Source organism: Bacillus infantis, from assembly GCF_020171945.1.
Lineage (GTDB): Bacteria > Bacillota > Bacilli > Bacillales > Cytobacillaceae > Bacillus_AB > Bacillus_AB infantis_A.
In genome coordinates this window covers 124,067-138,459 of record NZ_JAIVAP010000008.1, presented here as the reverse complement: position 1 = coordinate 138,459, position 14,393 = coordinate 124,067, and the positions used below count along the sequence as shown (strand labels likewise).

Below are 14,393 nucleotides of genomic sequence, written 5' to 3'. Positions count from 1 at the left end.
ATTCAACCGCCTTCTCTTCTAAATACATCTTAAAACCTTTCACGTCCCAAACGTAAGTGAACTATAAATAATGGAAAGAATTATTGAATAAACTCGTTCCAAAACAGTGCTTTAATTGAGCTTGAGGAACTTGTTTATTTCCGGTGTTATCATGAAAAATGTAGTAATAACTCGGTAAAGCGTAAATGGGGAGAAGAACGTAAATTACTGCTTATAGGAGTGATATAGAGGAAATCAGGACAATAAGCTTGTTCCCATTTACGCTTTTCTTTTTAATTAGGTCCGTAGAGCTCCCGATAGCTATTGTTATTCTGCGTGAACCCCTTTATAGTTTAGTTAATTCACGATTACCAAGGATGCTTGCTACCAGAATGCTTTACTGGACTAATGAGAGTTTATAAAATTCCTTTATCATATAACTTCAGCTAAAGAACGTTCGTTCTAATTATAGCATTGAATCCACTCGCAATATTAAATAAAAGCTAGCAACATTATTTTCGCTAAAATATTCTTTCTTAAAGCCGATATAATTAACATGTACTAGAATAGGAGGATCTCCATGATTGAGAGGCTTTTAGGGCAAAGCGTTGTCCCCTATTCACCTAGAACTACATCTTTAGAAAAGACGGAAACGCAGGATAATAAAGAGCAAGTTGATGTTGTATTAACAGGACAAAATACTTATCCGAATGAAAAAAGCAAAGAAAAACTCGATGATATTATTGATGGTATGAATGAATTTCTCCAGCCTTCAAACACTTCCCTCAAATTTGAGCTCCATGAGAAATTAAATGAGTACTATGTAACAATCGTAGATAATGACACTCACGAGGTTGTGAAGGAAATACCATCCAAAAAAATGCTTGATATGTATGCAGCCATGACAGATTTTGTTGGGCTGATGGTTGATAAAAAGATTTAAAGCGGGGTGACCAATCTTGGTTAGAATCGGTGGATTGGCAAGTGGAATGGATATAGATCAGCTCGTATCGGATTTAATGAAGGCTGAGCGGATGCCATTAGATAAGATGAAGCAAAAAAAGCAAGTAATGGAATGGCAGCGGGATGATTACCGTTCTATGAATACTCTTTTGCTTAATTTCAGAACTGAATTAACACAAATGAAACTATCTACAAAATATAGAGCACGTTCAACAACTACCACAAACGATGCCAGGGTCACTGCGACAGCTACCAGTGCAGCTGCATTGGCTTCCTATTCAATATCTAAAGTAGAGAAATTGGCTTCAGCGGCAACAAAAGTAAATAACGAAGGTATTTCAAAATCTAGTGATAAAAAAGTTGATGTTAACAGATCTCTATTTGAAGAAAAGGATAGCTTTTCAGTAAGCACAGGCTTTGAGTGGGATAAAGGGAGTGTTGAATCCAAGACTCTAAACGTATCCGATGAAGTGAAAAATTTCTCACTGGGACTTAATGAAAAAGTCAGCATTGCCAATATAAATGGTATGAATGTTAAAGTCAATGGAGTAACATACGAAGTTGTATCGGGAATAGGTGCGGATAGCTTAAAGGATGGACAGGTGTTAGTTGATAATAAAGGAAACTTAACTTTTAAAGATTCTCTAACTAAGGGCTCTTCTATTAAAGTTGATTATGTAGCAACAAATAAAATCGAAATCTTTACTGCAGGTGAAAATTTCACCTCGTTCTCATTATCAAAAGGTTCCATTAGCTCTGCAACGTTTACAATTGCAGGAAAAGAATATAAAATTGATGATCAATCAGCTGACAAAGTCTTGGAAATTAAAAATGGTGATGACGTAATAGGAACACTTGACAAGACAAATGGAAAAGTCACGATGAATAGCCCGATCTCTAAAGATACAGTTATCGAAGTCAACTACCAGCAAAACTATACCAACTTTAAAGTGGGTTCTTATACCTCAAAGGGACTGGTAACAGAGAATTTCAATATTCAAGGTTCAGAGTCCCTTAATAATGTGATTAACAAAGTAAACTCTTCAACAGCCGGTGTCACGATGTTTTATGATTCTTTTACTGATCGGATTACTCTAACAAGGACAGAAACAGGGAATTTCCAAGGGAAAGATTCATTACAAACTGATATAGATGGAAACATTATCAAAGTAGCTCCTGAGGATCAAGAGATTGTGACTTCAGGTGAATTTATAGACAATGTACTTAAATTCGCAGGTGCTGAAGAAACAGGAGGAGACAATGCCGTCTTCACCATTAATGGGCTAAAAACAGAACGAAGCTCCAACACATTTGACATCAGTGGAGTTACTTTTACGTTAAAGCAAATTTTTGAAGATGCGCCAGTCAATATTTCGATCAATAATAATACAAATGATATCTATGAAAATATTAAAGGTTTCGTCGACAAGTATAATGAATTAATCGGCAAAATACAGAGTGAGGTATCCGAGGAGAAATATAAAACATATACACCTCTCACTGATGAACAGCGCGAGCAGCTGTCTGATAAGCAGCAGGAGCAGTGGGAGGAGAAGGCAAAAAGCGGAACTCTGCGCAGGGATCCTACACTATCAAGCCTTCTTACAACAATGAGAACGGACTTTTACACTTCCGTCAACAGTGAAGGAATTAATCCGCTATATAAGCAGCTTTCTGCCATTGGCATAAAAACGACGGCTAATTACCTTGAAGGCGGTAAGCTTGAGATTAATGAGGCAGAGCTAAAAAAAGCGATTGAGGCTGATCCTGCCTCCGTTGAAAAGTTATTTAATGCCTCTGGAACAACTAATGATCAAAAAGGAATTGTTCAGCGTCTCTATGATACAGTCAATAATTCAATGGAGAAAATCAAGCTGAAGGCAGGAAACTCTTTTTCTACCAATCAGCAGTTTACAATGGGCAAGCAGCTTGACAGCCTCAACAAAAGCATCGACCGCTTCGAGGACCGTTTGACACAGGTGGAAAACCGCTACTGGTCCCAATTCACCGCCATGGAAAAAGCCATCCAGCGCTCGAACGAGCAGATGGCCTACCTAATGCAACAGTTCGGAGGATAGTCAAAGCCACAGGGAATACAGTTTTGAAAGGAAGTGTCCTTAATGGCCACACAAAATCCATACCAATCATATCAGCAGAACTCGGTTACAACGGCTTCGCCTGGGGAGCTGACGCTGATGCTTTATAATGGTTGCTTGAAGTTCATTCTTCAGGCGAAGAAAGCAATTGCTGATAAGAATATTGAAGCGAAGAATACGAATATCCAGAAGGCGCAGAACATCATCAGGGAATTGATGGTGACGCTTAATATGGATCAGGAAGTGTCTCAGAATATGATGTCGCTTTATGATTATATGAACCGTCAGCTGGTTGAGGCGAATCTGAAAAGTGATGTAGCCATCCTTGATGAGGTGGAAGGGCTTGTGACCGAGTTCCGTGATACATGGAAAGAGGTTATCCAAGTGAACCGCCAGAAGCAGTTCAGCCAGGCGGGGCAGATTTAATGAGTTCGGTTGAGCGGCTGTATGCTTTAACTGTGGGGCTGGTTGATCGGCTGGAGCAGGGCAGCGACCGCGATGAGAAGATCGGCTGGATTGAAGCTGCCCTTGAGGAGCGGGACCAGCTAATGCAGGAGCTCCAGCCGCCGTATTCAGAAGGGGAAAAGGCCCTCGGAAAAAAGCTGCTTGACCTCAACATCCGATTGTCACAGCTGCTGCAGAAGGAAAAGGCGCTGATTCAGAAAGATATCAAAGGCCTGTCAATTAAGAAGGAATCGAACAATAAATACGTGAATCCATATCAGTCGATGGCAACGGACGGTATGTTTTACGATAAACGAAAATAGGTGGCTTCTATGATCAAACTCGAAGAAAATCAGCATATATTAATTAAGGAATATCAGGATCTGCTAGTAACGGTGGAAGAGGCACTTGAATACATCGTGGCGAGCTTTGACAATCTTGAGAAGACTGAAGGTGACCTTTTACTTTTGGATGTATTCCAGGCGCTGCCTCATATTGCCAGTACCAGTGAACAGCTGAGCAGGCTGTTTGAAAAAGAGTCCCCTTCTCTTGAAGGAGCTCTTGCCTCATTTCATGAGGTGGCTGAAAAAGCTGCTATGCTGGAAGGTAATTTCGGCAGCCTTGAGAAAAAACAGCAGATCATCCGTGAACAGCTGTATCCTGCTTTTGCCGCTTGGAGCCTCATGATCCAGCAGGAGCTTAAGCCTTATACACAATCCTGACCGTCTTTTATTGGCGGTCTTTTTTCTTTTCTGCTGCCGGAGGCATTGAAGCAGCTGAATCGACACGCATTCGACAAATGTTTTCAATTTATCTCAACGTTTTTGCAGGACTTTTCTGGGGTACAGTAGAATTATATTTACATAGTCTTAATAAACTCTTAAGACTAGGCTTTTTCAGGGAGCGGCAGCTTATTGGGCCGCGGATGCCTGTGAAAGTTTTACTGTATAATGAAAAGGAGGAGTTCATCTATGAATTATAACATTCGTGGTGAAAACATTGAGGTAACTCCAGCGATTAGAGAATACGTAGAGAAGAAGATTGCGAAACTGGAAAAATATTTTACTGAAACTCCTGATGCAAATGTACATGTAAACTTAAAAACGTATAATAATAACCGCTCCAAAGTGGAAGTGACCATTCCGATGCAGAATCTGGTGCTCCGTGCTGAGGAGGATCATGATGATATGTATGCGGCCATCGATTTGATTGTGGATAAGCTGGAACGGCAGATCCGCAAGCATAAGACGAAGGTGAACCGCAAGTTCCGTGAGAAGGGAAGCCCGACGCTGATGTTCGCTTCTTTTGATGAGCCGGAGGCACCTGTCCTGGAAGAAGAGGATAACGAGCTTGAGGTTGTCCGCCAGAAGAGCTTTGATTTGAAGCCGATGGACAATGAAGAAGCGATCCTGCAGATGAACCTTCTCGGCCACAGCTTCTATGTATTCACAAACGCGGAAACAAACCGTACCAATGTTGTCTATAAGCGTAAAGATGGCCGCTATGGTCTGATTGAAGCTCAATAATGATAAAGAGACCCTGCTCCCAAATGGAGCAGGGTCTTATTATTTAGATGACTTAGGCAGCGGTACGCTTTCTCTTTTTCCCGCACCGGACACATTGATCATTATAGTAGCTGTATTTGTGGTTCTTTAAAAAGAAACAAAAGAGGGCTTTAAACTTCAAGTACGTTCACTCCTTCGAATGTTATACCCTCTACTATACTATAAAACTGGAAAAAAACCTTCCTTTTTTCCTAAAAAATTAACATTAAGTGGATAAAAATTCTTTATAAAGAAAAAGTCAAGATGTTCTTTATGTCGAATTTTGAGGGTTTTTGAAAGCTGGACTGAACGAGCTATACCCGCGGCGGGTTTTTAATTTCCAGTGCGGATACAGCCTGATAGCCGGTTTCGATGATGCTCACAAGGGCCGCGGCCATAATGAGCTGTTTCATTTGTTTGATATTCACTTTTTCCTCCATTAAGCCTGAACAATTGTAATTTCATCTAAATCCGCACTTTTAACGCCTTCGTTAAAAATCATCCGCGTCTTAAAACGGTAGGAGCGCTTTTTGCCTGACGGCTGCAGTGTCTCCGGCAAAGTGAAGTGGAACGGCATATGGTTGCATTCATCCGATTCAATTTTTTTCGTAGTCAGGATGGTGGTAGAGTCTACTACACTCTCTCCCGTTTCATCTGTCACCACCAGGTCGCATTCAATACGTTTGATCTGCTGGTCGATTGTGCCTCCCTCGATGTTGAAATAGCCGCAAATGCTCTCGCCTGGATTGTAGCTCAGCTTTGGCAATATAAGGTCAATCCTCGCCGACCCGACACCGATCAATGACATATACTTTCGTAAAAGCAACATAAATCTCTCCTATTAGTTTTTTGTGTTTTATTATTCTGTTAGTCTTTGGATGTCCTGTTTAAACTTCATTTTGGAACTTTCTCTCTTTACATTCCCTGCTCCTTCTGGCATTCCAGCCACAAAGCTCTTTTCTTTTCATATGCACGCCCGCAGCCAATTACCACACTTGTCTGCCAAAAAAGGCGCATGTCCCGCAACGAAAAAAGGCCTTTGCCAATGCTGGAATCATCCAGCGCGGCAAAGGCCTTTTTAGAGCATAAATAAAGACCTTTGCCGTTCAGGCAAAGGTCTGGCTAACAGAATAAGGTCTGCCAGCAAAGCCGAGAGCGTATGCTCTGTAATGACGACTATGCTGTAAAAGCTACTCCCCTTTGTGGGAGACGTGCTATGAATTTATAGGTTTATTGTACAAAAAATCGCCGGGAAAATCAATTGTTTTCACAAGGTGTTCTAATGATTTTTTAATTCTAATTAAGAAATCGAGCTTAGTATGTTGCAAATAGAAGCCCTTTTATTTACCAGCCTTGTCCTGGTCAACGGAACCATTGCTGCATGGTAACGAAATAAAGTAAATGGATAGGCAAAGGGGTTATAGAGCGTTATAATTAGAAAATAATAATAATTAGGGCAGCCCTCCTGACATTGTGCCGGGAGGGCTGCCGGATGCCTGTTCATCGGGCAGGCCGGAAAGGATGAAAAGGTGAATCAGTCATGAAGCATGCAGACATATTCTTAGCCTTTTTCAGGGTAGGAATCCTGGGCTATGGCGGGGGCCCGTCCTCTATTCCGCTCGTTCATAAAGAAGTTGTGGAAAAATATAAATGGATGGATTCAGATGAGTTCGGCGATGTGCTCGCGCTCGGCAACGCGCTTCCGGGACCGATTGCCACGAAAATGGCCGGCTATATCGGCTACCGGGTTGCAGGGGTCTGGGGGATGCTGAATGCCATCATCGCGACGATTGTGCCGACGATCATTCTGATGGTGCTTCTTTTGACCGTGCTGAATTCCTACAAAGACCAGCCTTGGGTGCAGGGGATGTCAATGGCGGTTGTGCCTGTCGTTGCTGTGATGCTCGGCACTTTGACCTGGGATTTTGTGAAAAAATCAGTCAAATCGAATCTCGGCTGGGGCTGGACACTGCTTTTTGTGGCCGGAAGCCTGGTTGTGTTGGAGGTCCTGAACGTTCATCCCGCAATCATTATTATTGGTTTATTGCTCGGGGCGCTCCTTAAAAAGGATAAGGCTGGCAAAAATGCGGAAAAGGAGAAAGATTCAGCATGATTTATATCCAGATATTTTTAGCATTTTTCATCCCCGGGATCCTGGGCTATGGCGGCGGCCCGGCGTCCATCCCGCTGGTTGAGAATGAAGTGGTCGACCGCTATGACTGGCTCAGCACAAGTGAGTTCAGTGAGATGCTTGCATTAGGGAACACACTTCCCGGCCCGATAGCCACAAAGATGGCCGGTTATATCGGCTATGACCAGGCTGGTGTTCTGGGTGCCGCGGTCGGCGTTTTTGCCACTGTCGCCCCTTCGCTGATCCTGATGATCGGCCTTCTCGGACTGCTGATGAAATACAAGGAATCACCGCGCGTCAAACGGATGACGGTTGTCATCAGACCGGTTATCGCCGTCCTTCTTGGAGTCATGACGTACGACTTCCTGTTTTCCTCATACGAAGGTGCCGGCATATGGCAGACTCTCTTCATCGGGGTCGTCAGCCTTGTGCTTATGGAAAAGTTCAAAGTGCACCCTGCGTATGTGATTGCCGGATCGCTTGTTTATGGCGGGATATTTTTAGCGTGATAGAGAAAAAAGAACCAAATCCAATTGGATTCGGTTCTTTTTTGTGCCATCTTAACTTACCTTAAACTTCCCAAGCTCACGCTTCATTTCCTCAGTCAATCTTTCAAGTGCTGAAACCTTATCGCCTACCTGCTCGAAGGAGCGGAGCTGGGCATCGGTGGAAGCGGAAATCTCTTCTGTTCCGGCTGCGGTTTCTTCCGTAACAGCGGAGACGTTTTCAATCGCCGCGATGACCTGCTGGCTCATGCTTGCGGATTTTTCCGTGCCTTCCGCCAATGTTGTGAGCTGGTCGTAGATTCCTGCCACATGACCGGCGATGGTGAAGAAGCTGTCTTCTGTTTCTTTGATGGACCCTAGCTGTTCGTCAGTCAGTTTGCTGCCCAGCTCTGTTGCATTCAGTATGGTAGAAACACCCTGCTTGATGCTTGAAACCATGCTGGTGATCAGGACGGTTGCTTTCGAGCTGTCATCTGCGAGCTTTCTTACCTCTTCCGCAACAACGGCAAAGCCTTTGCCTGCCTCGCCGGCGCGGGCTGCTTCAATGGCTGCATTCAGTGCAAGCAGATTGGTCTGTTCTGCTATTTCTCTGACCGTATTGGCCGCATTCTCGATTTTGCCGGTATACTCGGCGAATTCCTGGACGGAAGTCTTGATTCCTTCTGATGAACTGGAAAGCTGCCCGGCAAAGGCTGCCTGTTTTTCCAGTGACTTTCGGCCAGCGTCGATGGAAGTCAGGGCCTCCATACTCGCCTGCAGCGAGGACTGGCTTTCCTGCTGGACCACTGTAAAGTTGTCACCCATGCTGCGCATTAGCTCTGCGGTTGACTGGATATCCTCGGAAATCGCCTGGCTTCCTTTTGCGAGTTCTTCAGTAGAAACGGCCACCTGGCTGCTGCTTTCTGTCACACTTTCCATATAACCGGATACTTCCTTTGAGAAAGTGGACACTTGCTTCCCGACATCATCGATCGATTCAACGGTTGATTTTACGTTGCCAATCATGTCGGCAAAAGCTGAACGCAGAAGGTCTATTTCAAATTTGCTGGCCGGCTTCGCCTTTTGGAGCTCGATGGTCAAATCTCCCTTGGCGACACGCCCTGCCTGCTGGACGATTTCATTAAGCGGCATTGTAATCTTTCTGGCTGCCAGCCATGAAAATCCTCCGGACAGAAGAATCAGCAGGATGCTGGCAATCAGGGATGATGTGACAATGAAGCCAATCTGTTTTTCCATCTGGGCAGTCTTGGCTTCATACCACTCTTTTGCCTGCTTGTCCAAAAAGTAAAAATCATTCATGATGCCTGCAATGCGGATGGACTGCCGCTTGATTTCCGGCTGGTTCCCGCTTTTAAGGGCGTCGCCGGCTTCTTTTGTTAGGATGCTGAATTTATTTTCTGCTTTTGAGAAGGTGTCTTTCTGGTCTGCTTCACTTATGGCAGATTTCAGCTTCTTCATTTCTTTTTCAATATTTCCGAGCATTCCGGCAGCTTCCTGCTTATTAGCGTCCGTGCCGGTCGCCGCTGCGTTTGCCAGTGACTGCCTGGCGCTGACAAAGTCGCCATTCAGGGCTTCTATCTGCAGCAGGACCTCTACATCCTCCCTGGAGGAGCTCTGAAGCTCAAGAATCTGGCTGATCATATAACCGATGATTAGAGTTGATAAGATAAGAGGGATGATGGCAATCATCATCAGTCGGTTGCGCAATCTCATGCTGCAGCCTCCTTTATGGTTTAGTAGAATTTACAGTAATGTCGCCGGCAATGATTTCATCCTTGGCGGCAATAAGGGCTTTTTTCTGTTCTTCCGAGAATGGGAATGCACGCAATTCCGCCAGGCCGACGCCGTTTTCCGCCAGGCCAAGGACAAATGAATGCTGGTCCACTTTCCCTTTTTCTTTTAAAAGCTTAGCGATATCGTAGACCGCAACATCAATATTTTTCAGCATGCTGGTGACAATGGCTTTTTCCGCAACGAAGAATTGATCAGAGTCGACTCCTGCTGCGTGAACCATTTTTTCCTGGGCCTTCTGCAGGGCACCATAGCCAGTAAACCCGGCTGCCGGATAAATGAAATCCGCACCTTTGCTGATCTGCGTTTCCGCAATTTTGCCGCCAAGCTCAGCATCGCTGAATGAACCTGCGTATTCGGTTAAAATCTTGATATCGGGTTTCACATGCCTGGCACCCTGGATGAAGCCCTGCTCAAAGTGGTGGATGACCTCTGCATCCTCACCGCCGATAAAGCCAAGTGTGCCCGTTCTGCTGGCCATGGCTGCTGCCATTCCGACCAGGAAGCTGCCTTCATGCTCTTTGAATGTGATTGAAGCGATATTCGGCAATTCTGATACGGCATCAATCAGCAGAAATTGCTGTTTTGGATATTTCTTAGCGATTTTTTCAAGCGGCTCTTGTGCTGTAAAACCTAGGCCGATGACAAGGTCATTTTTTTCCTCGACAAGCTCTGTCAGCTTTTCCTCTGAATCTCCGTCTGGGGCCTCTTTATAATCAAACAGGACGCCGAGCTCATCACGGGCCCTTTCAAGGCCGCGGAAGGCCGAGTCATTGAAGGAGTCGTCCCCTAATCCTGTTTCCGACATTAAAATGCCAATCTTATATTCCTTTTCCTGCTTTTCCTCCGCTGCATCGCCGGGCAGCGAGCATCCTGCCAGCAGCAGAATGCCCAGCAGAAGCAGGCCTAACTTTTTCACCAATTCCATTCACCTCTATTAAAAATTTCTCACGGTGAGTATATCGACAAAATCAGACATTTATTTAGAAAAAGCAAGCAGGAGAAATTGTTTAGGGCCGCGAAATAGTAGTGAAAGAGATCTTAGGAGGAGTACATAATGACATTTTCAATCGTCGGCTATGATCCGAAGGAAAAAGAATGGGGGATTGCAGTTCAATCCAAATTTTTGGGTGTAGGGGCGGTCGTGCCATTTGCCAAGGCAGGCGTCGGTGCAGTGGCAACGCAGTCTTATGCGAATACAGCTTACGGTCCGCAGGCTCTAGAATTAATGGAGCAGGGAAAGACTGCCCAGGAGGCGCTTGATCTCATTACAGCCGAAGACCCTGACAAGGAACTGCGCCAGGTCGGAATTGTTGATTTCGAGGGCAACGGGGCTACCTTTACAGGAAACGGCTGCTATGACTGGGCCGGCGGGACTGCAGGCGAGTATTTCGCAGCGCAGGGAAATATTTTAGTAGATGAAAATACAGTAAAGGCGATGGCTGATACTTTTACCAGCAGTGAAGGCAACCTGGCTGAACGTCTGCTTGCCTCCCTTAACGCTGGCCAGGAAGCAGGCGGGGACAGCCGCGGCCAGCAGTCAGCAGCTTTATTGGTCGTGAAAGAAAAAGGAGGTTATGGCGGCTTTAATGACCGCTTTATCGATCTCCGCGTTGATGACCACCCTGACCCGATCACGGAATTGATCCGGATCTACCATCTGCAGCAGCTTTATTTTGCACCGAGCAGAGAGGGCAGGGTTGCTGATATCGAAGGAGGTGTCGAGGCAGAATTGGGCAGCCAGCTGGTGAGGCTCGGCTATCTCGAGAAAAAGGCCTCTGGCGGGGAGTTATACAAAGCGCTGAAAACCTATATCCATACAGAAAACTTCGAAGAGCGCGAGCAGGATGAGGGGAAAATAGATTTGGATATACTGGAATATATGAAGAAACAAGAATAGCAGCTGCCGTTTGGCGGCTGTTTTTTATTAGATATGTAAGTATATTTTATTAACTTCGATTACTGTCTAGCTACAGCGCCTACCCCCTCGAGGTCACAAGCCAATCCTGCCAAAAAGGCAAAGAACGCCTTTTCGGCAGGATCGTCTTGAGGCCCCCAGGATGGGGGTCATGCAGACGTTGCCACAGGACGTGGCGTTTTTAGTCTGCGTTCCTTTAGGGACCAAGGCGCTTCCGCTTTTCCTATTAGTAGTTTCAATTTAACAGGGATTATGCTAAAAAAGAGATAGAATGAATGCACGGAAGGAGAGATAGATGTTGAGCGGAAGAATTAACCGGAATGATCCTTGTCCATGCGGCAGCGGAAAAAAATACAAAAAATGCTGCGGAAGCAAGGATGTGATTGTAATATCAGACAGGATGGAAGGGGAAATCATTGCTCTCCAGGGAGAAGCGATTGAATTTGCCAAGCGAGTATACGGAGAACAGCTCCAGGAGTCTTTTGAATTGGAGGATCTTCCGTACTTCGATAAGGAAGAAAGAGAGTTCTATGAATTTGTCCACACGTTCTGGTTCACAGCTTTTGGGGAGCTAGATTCCGGCGAGCGGATCATGGATTTATTTATAGAAGAAATGCTCCCTGTATTGAAGAATTCCTACCTGAAGGATATCCTGCAGAAATGGGACAAGCCGTTTGCCTTTGCCGGCGTAATCAAGGAGAAGGCCGATAATAAGCTTCTTGTTGAGGATGTACTGAGCGGAAAATCGTTTACAGTGACAATCCTTGAATCATACAGAGATATAGAGGCTGGCCGTTTTGCATTCGGCATGCTGCTTCCTTATCTGGATCATCATGTATTTTTCCCGGCGCCGTTTGAACTGGACGGGGAACACAATGATCAATATACGGATTTTATTTTAAAAGAATATAAAGCCACCAGGATGGAGGATCCGCAGAAATTTCTGCAGGAGTTCTTCCTTGAGATGATGGAAGAAGTGCCGGGGGCTGCTATGGCGTTTGAGTGGCCGAACGAAGGAGCGGCTGAGGTTGCTGATTTGTTTGCCAGAGATATGGAGCAGGAAGGCGAGGAAAGCTGGGTCATTGATATGGGGGTCACCCTCTGGATGAAATATGCCGGGAAAACTGGCAAGAAGCCGAAGAAGACCGGGATTTATGTGGCGGCGCTACGCTATCTTGTGGACACTCTGGCCAATCCGTCGGGCCCTGCGTATACTCAAAAACAGCTGGGAACCCTTTATGGCGTGTCTGCAGCCAGCATATCGAATGCTTATGGTGAAATCTATCATGCGATCGAGGATGTGCTGGAGGAGATCTTTCAAGCTGAGCTCCAGGAGCCGGCTTCCCTGATGGAGTCTGAGCGGATGATCCAGGATTTGATGGGTCTTGTCGGGGAGCAGGAGTTCGAGAGCGAACAGGAATTGGATACTTTCCTTCAGGGGCTGATGAATAAACCGCTGCCAAAAAAAGCTTCGGCCACCAAGAAGGATAAAGCTCAGGATATTATGTATGAAGCATTCGAATCATCCGGGGCAAAAAGATACAAGCTTGCCGAGGAAGCACTCGAGCTGAATCCGCTCAATAGTGATGCCTATAATATCCTTGCTGAAAAGGAAGATCTCCCGGAAGCAGCTAAGCTGTTTAAAAAGGGGATGGAGGCTGGCCGGAAGGATCTCGGGGACGGCTTTTTCAAGGAAAACAAAGGCCACTTCTGGGGCCTGATTGAAACGCGGCCATTTATGAGGGCTAAAGCCAATTATGCACAGGCGCTTCATGCGCTTGGCAATCTGCCGGAAGCGATTAGGGAATTTGAAGAGCTTCTTGAGCTGAATCCGAATGACAATCAGGGTATCAGGTATGTGCTGTTCCAGGCTTACTGTGAGAGCAGGCAATACAAGAAAGCCAGAAAGCTATTGAAAGCTTATCCGGAAGAAATGGCTGCAGGACTCTTCAATCAGGTTCTGCTGGAACTGCTCGAAAAAGGTTTCACAAGCAAAGCGGCTGCGCTGCTGAAGAAGGCGAAGAAGCAGAATCCGCATGCTATAGACTATCTTTCAGGGAAAAAGAAAATGCCGCGCACAATTCCGGACTATTATAGCTGGGGCGACAAGAATGAGGCTGTAACCTATGCGGATGGGCATCTTCACTTATGGCAGGAAATTCCCGGGATTCAGACATGGCTGCAAAATAACTAAAAAGGGTGCGACATATTGAATACATTTTTCGGATGGCTGTTTAAAAAGAATTACCGCAATCTGAGTGACCTGGTCTCACTCGGAGTGCTGCTGCTCTTAGTAAGGCTGATTGACTTTGGGCCAGTGCGGGATAATATCTATCTGCTAATTCCGGTGCTGGTGGTGCTTTTTATCCTGGTGCGGGTGCTGGAAACCATTACAGCCAAATTCCTGGGCGACCAAAATAAGGAGCTGGAGTACAGTACGTTTGCTTTTTCTGTGCTGGGGATTGTGGTTGTTACGTCTTTGCTTAGGTTTTGAATTGGGCCGGTGCTCCATTGTGTGGGGGTGCCGGTTTTTTTGTGGTTTGTTGATAATATTTGTATTTTATGTAGAATCATTCGTTTTTTATGTAGAATCATTCTGATTTTTGGTAGAATTCCAGGAATTTTATGTAGAAAAAACAAATTTTTATGTAGAAACCCCGTTGGTAAGCTGTGTTGGAGTTTAATTCCGGATTCAGAAACTGTGATTATGATTCAAAAATTGGCCAAAACAAGATAATTGTGCTCATCAGCCTCAAAATCAAACCACATTTCTTAAAATCAACTCACATTACCATAAATTTACGCCCATTTGCCAACCTGACCTCCTAAAAATCATTCACCCCATTTACCACATACTTCGTGCACTTTCTCACAATTGTTGTCACTCTATAGAGGAAGTGGTAGAATTAAGGAGGAAACCTGCGATTTTTTGCAGGAGGAGATAGCTGCTGTGATAGCGAAAGGTACAGGAGCGGCAGTTGCCATAGAGGCTGCTGTTTATTTTTCATAAAAAGCTCTGAG

General features: G+C 45.1%; 14 protein-coding genes. 11 read left to right on the top strand and 3 right to left on the bottom strand.

Going from position 1 to position 14,393, the window contains the following annotated elements:
• The first annotated feature begins 559 nt into the window (after nucleotides 1-559).
• From flaG to hpf, 6 genes are all read left to right on the top strand, one after another.
• On the top strand, nucleotides 560-922 hold the full coding sequence (flaG, locus tag LCM00_RS13230) for a flagellar protein FlaG (RefSeq protein WP_224902659.1): 363 nt from the start codon (nucleotides 560-562) through the stop codon (nucleotides 920-922).
• A gap of 16 nt (nucleotides 923-938) precedes the next feature.
• Complete coding sequence (gene fliD / locus LCM00_RS13225; protein ID WP_224902657.1) at nucleotides 939-3,020, top strand: flagellar filament capping protein FliD; 2,082 nt, start codon at nucleotides 939-941, stop codon at nucleotides 3,018-3,020.
• 42 nt (nucleotides 3,021-3,062) lie between these two features.
• Nucleotides 3,063-3,464: a flagellar export chaperone FliS gene (gene fliS / locus LCM00_RS13220; protein ID WP_224902654.1), complete on the top strand. Its 402-nt coding sequence runs from the start codon at nucleotides 3,063-3,065 to the stop codon at nucleotides 3,462-3,464.
• Complete coding sequence (locus LCM00_RS13215) at nucleotides 3,464-3,805, top strand: flagellar protein FliT (protein WP_224902651.1); 342 nt, start codon at nucleotides 3,464-3,466, stop codon at nucleotides 3,803-3,805. Before fliS ends, LCM00_RS13215 begins: the two co-directional genes overlap by 1 nt.
• Nucleotides 3,806-3,814: 9 nt before the next feature.
• Entirely contained in the window at nucleotides 3,815-4,204 is a 390-nt protein-coding gene (locus LCM00_RS13210) for a hypothetical protein (RefSeq protein WP_224902648.1), read from the top strand.
• A gap of 249 nt (nucleotides 4,205-4,453) precedes the next feature.
• Nucleotides 4,454-5,008, top strand: a complete 555-nt coding sequence (gene hpf / locus LCM00_RS13205) for a ribosome hibernation-promoting factor, HPF/YfiA family (RefSeq protein WP_224902645.1) — start codon at nucleotides 4,454-4,456, stop codon at nucleotides 5,006-5,008.
• 457 nt (nucleotides 5,009-5,465) lie between these two features.
• On the opposite strand, the gene LCM00_RS13200 is transcribed toward hpf, so the two are convergent.
• The gene (locus LCM00_RS13200) at nucleotides 5,466-5,855 is read right to left on the bottom strand and encodes a sporulation protein (protein WP_224902642.1); all 390 of its coding nucleotides are present in this window, start codon (nucleotides 5,853-5,855) and stop codon (nucleotides 5,466-5,468) included.
• Between the two features lie 711 nt (nucleotides 5,856-6,566).
• Here LCM00_RS13200 and LCM00_RS13195 point away from each other — a divergent pair.
• Both LCM00_RS13195 and LCM00_RS13190 read left to right on the top strand, forming a co-directional pair.
• Nucleotides 6,567-7,139 carry a chromate transporter gene (locus LCM00_RS13195; RefSeq protein ID WP_224902639.1) on the top strand — a complete coding sequence of 191 codons (573 nt, stop codon included), beginning with the start codon at nucleotides 6,567-6,569 and terminating at the stop codon, nucleotides 7,137-7,139.
• Nucleotides 7,136-7,666, top strand: a complete 531-nt coding sequence (locus tag LCM00_RS13190) for a chromate transporter (RefSeq protein ID WP_224902637.1) — start codon at nucleotides 7,136-7,138, stop codon at nucleotides 7,664-7,666. Before LCM00_RS13195 ends, LCM00_RS13190 begins: the two co-directional genes overlap by 4 nt.
• A gap of 51 nt (nucleotides 7,667-7,717) precedes the next feature.
• Here LCM00_RS13190 and LCM00_RS13185 read toward each other — a convergent pair whose 3' ends face one another.
• Nucleotides 7,718-9,376, bottom strand: coding sequence for a methyl-accepting chemotaxis protein (locus tag LCM00_RS13185; protein WP_224902635.1), 1,659 nt, complete (start codon nucleotides 9,374-9,376; stop codon nucleotides 7,718-7,720).
• A 13-nt stretch (nucleotides 9,377-9,389) separates the two neighbouring features.
• The gene (locus LCM00_RS13180) at nucleotides 9,390-10,382 is read right to left on the bottom strand and encodes a BMP family lipoprotein (RefSeq protein WP_224902633.1); all 993 of its coding nucleotides are present in this window, start codon (nucleotides 10,380-10,382) and stop codon (nucleotides 9,390-9,392) included.
• Between the two features lie 129 nt (nucleotides 10,383-10,511).
• On the opposite strand from LCM00_RS13180, the gene LCM00_RS13175 reads away from it, so the two are divergent.
• The 3 genes from LCM00_RS13175 (at nucleotide 10,512) to LCM00_RS13165 (ending at nucleotide 13,866) form a co-directional block, all read left to right on the top strand.
• Nucleotides 10,512-11,354 (top strand): DUF1028 domain-containing protein, encoded by an 843-nt coding sequence (locus LCM00_RS13175; protein WP_224902631.1) that lies wholly within the window; start codon nucleotides 10,512-10,514, stop codon nucleotides 11,352-11,354.
• Between the two features lie 316 nt (nucleotides 11,355-11,670).
• Nucleotides 11,671-13,566, top strand: a complete 1,896-nt coding sequence (locus LCM00_RS13170) for a tetratricopeptide repeat protein (RefSeq protein WP_224902628.1) — start codon at nucleotides 11,671-11,673, stop codon at nucleotides 13,564-13,566.
• A gap of 15 nt (nucleotides 13,567-13,581) precedes the next feature.
• Nucleotides 13,582-13,866: a hypothetical protein gene (locus LCM00_RS13165; protein ID WP_224902626.1), complete on the top strand. Its 285-nt coding sequence runs from the start codon at nucleotides 13,582-13,584 to the stop codon at nucleotides 13,864-13,866.
• The last annotated feature ends 527 nt before the right edge of the window (nucleotides 13,867-14,393 follow it).

Excerpts from the sequence above, each read along its gene's own strand:
- flaG (WP_224902659.1), top strand. The coding sequence starts at position 560 with ATGATTGAGAGGCTTTTAGGGCAAAGCGTTGTCCCCTATTCACCTAGA.
- LCM00_RS13215 (WP_224902651.1), top strand. The coding sequence starts at position 3,464 with ATGAGTTCGGTTGAGCGGCTGTATGCTTTAACTGTGGGGCTGGTTGAT.
- hpf (WP_224902645.1), top strand. The coding sequence starts at position 4,454 with ATGAATTATAACATTCGTGGTGAAAACATTGAGGTAACTCCAGCGATT.
- fliS (WP_224902654.1), top strand. The coding sequence starts at position 3,063 with ATGGCCACACAAAATCCATACCAATCATATCAGCAGAACTCGGTTACA.
- LCM00_RS13180 (WP_224902633.1), bottom strand. The coding sequence starts at position 10,382 with ATGGAATTGGTGAAAAAGTTAGGCCTGCTTCTGCTGGGCATTCTGCTG.
- LCM00_RS13185 (WP_224902635.1), bottom strand. The coding sequence starts at position 9,376 with ATGAGATTGCGCAACCGACTGATGATGATTGCCATCATCCCTCTTATC.
- LCM00_RS13200 (WP_224902642.1), bottom strand. The coding sequence starts at position 5,855 with ATGTTGCTTTTACGAAAGTATATGTCATTGATCGGTGTCGGGTCGGCG.
- LCM00_RS13190 (WP_224902637.1), top strand. The coding sequence starts at position 7,136 with ATGATTTATATCCAGATATTTTTAGCATTTTTCATCCCCGGGATCCTG.
- LCM00_RS13210 (WP_224902648.1), top strand. The coding sequence starts at position 3,815 with ATGATCAAACTCGAAGAAAATCAGCATATATTAATTAAGGAATATCAG.
- LCM00_RS13195 (WP_224902639.1), top strand. The coding sequence starts at position 6,567 with ATGAAGCATGCAGACATATTCTTAGCCTTTTTCAGGGTAGGAATCCTG.
- LCM00_RS13175 (WP_224902631.1), top strand. The coding sequence starts at position 10,512 with ATGACATTTTCAATCGTCGGCTATGATCCGAAGGAAAAAGAATGGGGG.